This window comes from Cetobacterium sp., assembly GCF_048470075.1.
Lineage (GTDB): Bacteria > Fusobacteriota > Fusobacteriia > Fusobacteriales > Fusobacteriaceae > Cetobacterium_A.
In genome coordinates this window covers 1-3769 of record NZ_DBGBQB010000277.1, presented here as the reverse complement: position 1 = coordinate 3769, position 3769 = coordinate 1, and the positions used below count along the sequence as shown (strand labels likewise).

At 29.9% G+C, this 3769-nt stretch carries 2 protein-coding genes; both read left to right on the top strand.

Annotation, left to right across the window (positions count from 1 at the left end):
* The first annotated feature begins 24 nt into the window (after positions 1 to 24).
* Complete coding sequence (gene aroA / locus ACMOUI_RS09870; RefSeq protein WP_418965531.1) at positions 25 to 1308, top strand: 3-phosphoshikimate 1-carboxyvinyltransferase; 1284 nt, start codon at positions 25 to 27, stop codon at positions 1306 to 1308.
* A gap of 2 nt (positions 1309 to 1310) precedes the next feature.
* On the top strand, positions 1311 to 3593 hold the full coding sequence (locus ACMOUI_RS09865; protein ID WP_418965530.1) for a patatin-like phospholipase family protein: 2283 nt from the start codon (positions 1311 to 1313) through the stop codon (positions 3591 to 3593).
* The last annotated feature ends 176 nt before the right edge of the window (positions 3594 to 3769 follow it).

The following is a 3769-nucleotide window of genomic DNA, read 5'->3' as shown; positions in this document are numbered from 1 at the left end:
ATTATAAGGAGTTGAAAAATTTTAATGAACTATTTCCAACCAAAACCGATATCAAATTTCAATGTCACAATTGATATTCCTGGTTCTAAATCAATTACTAATAGAGCACTTATTCTTTCAGCTCTCTCTGGAAAAACTGTAACTTTAAAAAACATTCTTTTGAGTGATGATACTAGATATATGATTGAGGCACTGAAAGTTTTAGGTAATAAAATAGAACTTAATGAAGTTGATAAAACACTTAAAATCACAGGTAATAAAAATCTACAATATAAAGATATTGAGCTATATATTGGAAATGCAGGTACTGCTATGAGATTTTTAAGCTCATATTTAGCCACTGGAAAAGGTGTTGCTACACTATACGGGAATGCTCGTATGAATGAAAGACCCATTAAAGATTTAGTCGATTCTTTGACACAACTTGGAGTTAAAGTGGAGTATTTAAATAACTTCGGTTACCCACCCATTAAGATTATATCCAGTGGTATCCATGCTACCTCTGTCAATATTGATGGAAGTAAAAGTAGTCAGTACATCTCCTCTATCCTAATGGCCGCTCCAAACTTTAAAAATCCTATTAAGATTTTTTTTACAGGAAAAGTTGTATCAAAGCCATATATAGATATGACTCTAAAGATGATGAAAGACTTTGGAGCGGATATCGTTTCATATAACGATACAATTGAAGTGAATCCTAGTGAGTACAATTTAAAAGAGTACCTTATTGAGGGTGATATGTCCTCTGCTTCATATTTCTTAGCTATGGCTTTAATTGCTAACTCTACGGTTACTCTAAGAAATTTTTTTAAAAGAAGTATTCAAGGTGATTCAAGATTTTTAGATGTTCTAAAAGAGATGGGTTTAAATATTATAGCTTTTCAAGATTATTCCATTACAGTGGCAGGGATTCCAGATTATAAGGGAGTTCAACTGAGTATGAATGATATTCCAGATGTTGCTCAAACTTTAGCTGCTGTAGCTCTTTTTGCAACTACTCCAACAAAGGTTTGGGATGTAGAGAATATGAGAATAAAGGAAACTGATAGAATTTCAGCTCTAAAAAATGAGATACTAAAAATTAATGGGGATTTTATTGAGTTTAAAGATGGATTTATAATAAATCCAAAACCTTTAAAAGATTATAGAGGTGATTTTTTAGAGACCTATGATGACCATCGAATGGCTATGTCCCTATCTTTAATTGGACTTAAAGTCCCTGGGATTAAGATTCTTGATCCAAACTGTGTTTCAAAAACATTTCCAAATTTTTTTGAAGAATTTAATAAAATATATATGGAGGATTGATGATGAAAAAGCTCTTTTTAATGACTTTTTTGATATTCATCAATATTTTTTCAAGTGGTTTTTCAAAATCTCCTGAAGATATTGAGATTGAACGTTTAAAAAACGAGATTAAAACTCTTCAAAATCAAATAAAAAAACTTGAAGCAAAAAAAATTGAAAAGTTTAAAGAGGAGGAAAAACAACCAAAAATTGGACTTGTTTTAAGTGGTGGTGGTGCAAAAGGTTTTGCACATATCGGAGTTTTAAAAGTTTTAGAAAAAAATAATATTAAGGTTGATTATATAACAGGAACCAGTATGGGAGCTCTTATTGGTGCTTTATATTCAGCGGGATACACCCCTGAACAGATTGAAAAATTAGTTTTAGATATTGATTGGCAAGAGACCTTTAATGATAGTCCTAATCTTACTGATATATCACTTGATCAGAGATCTCTTATGAAAGATTACAATCTTTCATTGAAATATGATAACTCACTTAATTTTGCATTACCAAAGGGGATTAGAAACACTCAAAAAATATATTTAACTTTAAAAAATCTTCTTTGGAATGTTGAACAAACAAAGGATTTTAAAAAACTTCCAATTCCATTGGAGATTATCGCAACTGACCTAAATACTGGAAAAGCAAAAGCATTTAATAGTGGAGACTTAGCTCAAGTTATCACAGCAAGTATATCTATACCCACTATTTTTGATCCTGTAAAAATTGGAAATAATTACTATGTTGATGGACTACTATCTAGAAATTTCCCCGTGGAAGATGCTTTTAATCTAGGTGCTGACATTGTAGTTGGTGTTGATGTAGGAACCTCTCTTCAGAAAAAAGAGGACTATGATATTTTAAGTGTTGCAGATCAAATTGTTGCTATTCAAAGCTCTAGTTCCACAAAAAAACAGAGAGACTTAGCTACAATCTTGATTGAACCAGATATATCTGATTTTAAAACAACTGATTTTAACAATTTTAAAGAGATAGAAGCTTTAGGAGAGGAAGCCGCTCAAAAAGAGTTAAATAAAATACTGGCATTTGGTCCCAAACAAAATAAAAGAAAAAGTTCTCTACAATTTAAAGATAACTTTGTTTTAAAAGAGATAGAGATTACGACTGATACGACAAATCATGATCACAAAGAGATCATCGAATCTATCTTTAAGGAATCTTTAGGTACAAATATAAATCCAGATACACTGGAAAAATTAATGCTTAAAACTTATAGTTTAAATTTCGTTAATAAAATATATTATACATTTAAAGAAAATACTTTAAAACTCCAAGTAGAAGAGAATCCAACCAATATTGTAGGATTGGGTGTCGATTATATGACCGATTATGGAACTACTCTTTCCATTGGAACTGATATCAGTTCTTTTGGTAAAATTGGTAGTTTATCAACTATTGAAGCAACTTTTGGTGATTATCTTGGACTTAATTTAAAAAACTTCTCCTACTATGGTGTTTCAAATAAGGTTGGTATCTTAAGTAGTATCAGCTATAAGGAAAATCCATTTTTTATCTATCATAACAAGAGTAAGATTGGTAGTTATAAAAGTCAGGTTACAAAGTTAGAAGTAGCTTTTGTAACTCAATATTCAAATTTATTTTTACTTTCATATGGAGCTTCCCTAAACTATGCTAATTTAGATCCTGAAATTAAGAATATCTTTGATTCTTCAATTGAATATTCAAAAAGTTATGGAGATATCTTCTTTAATATCAAATGGGATAAGACTAACTCAATAACGTTTCCAACAGAGGGGTTTAAAGGAGTTATTTCTCAAAGATGGGGTGGAAATTTAGGAAAGGATAACCTTAATTTCTTATCTACAAACTATATCTCTTCCAATTATCTGCCTGTTACAGATAGTACTAGCTTAACCGCTAAGCTCTTTGGTGGAAATGTAACTGGTGATGATGTCCTTCCTGACAAATACATTAAACTTGGAGGACTAGCTGATGATCTATCCAATAATACTTTTGCATTTAATGGATATTATTTTCAAGAGAAATATCTTTCTTCACTTTTTGGTATCAGTTTAGGAGTTCAACAAAAACTTATAGAAAATCTATATATTGAAGCTAATTGGGATTTTGCTACTTATAAGTTTGCTAATGAAAGTTTCAATAATAATTCTGACTCAATACTTTGGAAAGACTACTCTCAAGGTGCTGGTATAAGTTTAAATTATAGAAGTTTAATTGGACCTATTAAATTCAATATTTCAAAAGCACAAGAATCACATGACTATCTATTCCAAATTAGTTTTGGGTATAAATTTAATTAACAGAAAGCTCTGTCCTAAAAATGACAGAGCTTTTTTGTTTACGCTTGGAAAATATATATGTTATTAAACACATTTTTATCACTTTCACTTATTCAAAATTTTTTCAACTATAAAAATTCATATTTTAGTTTTTTAAATACAAAAAAGAACTTTATCATTTTGCGGTAGTAATATTC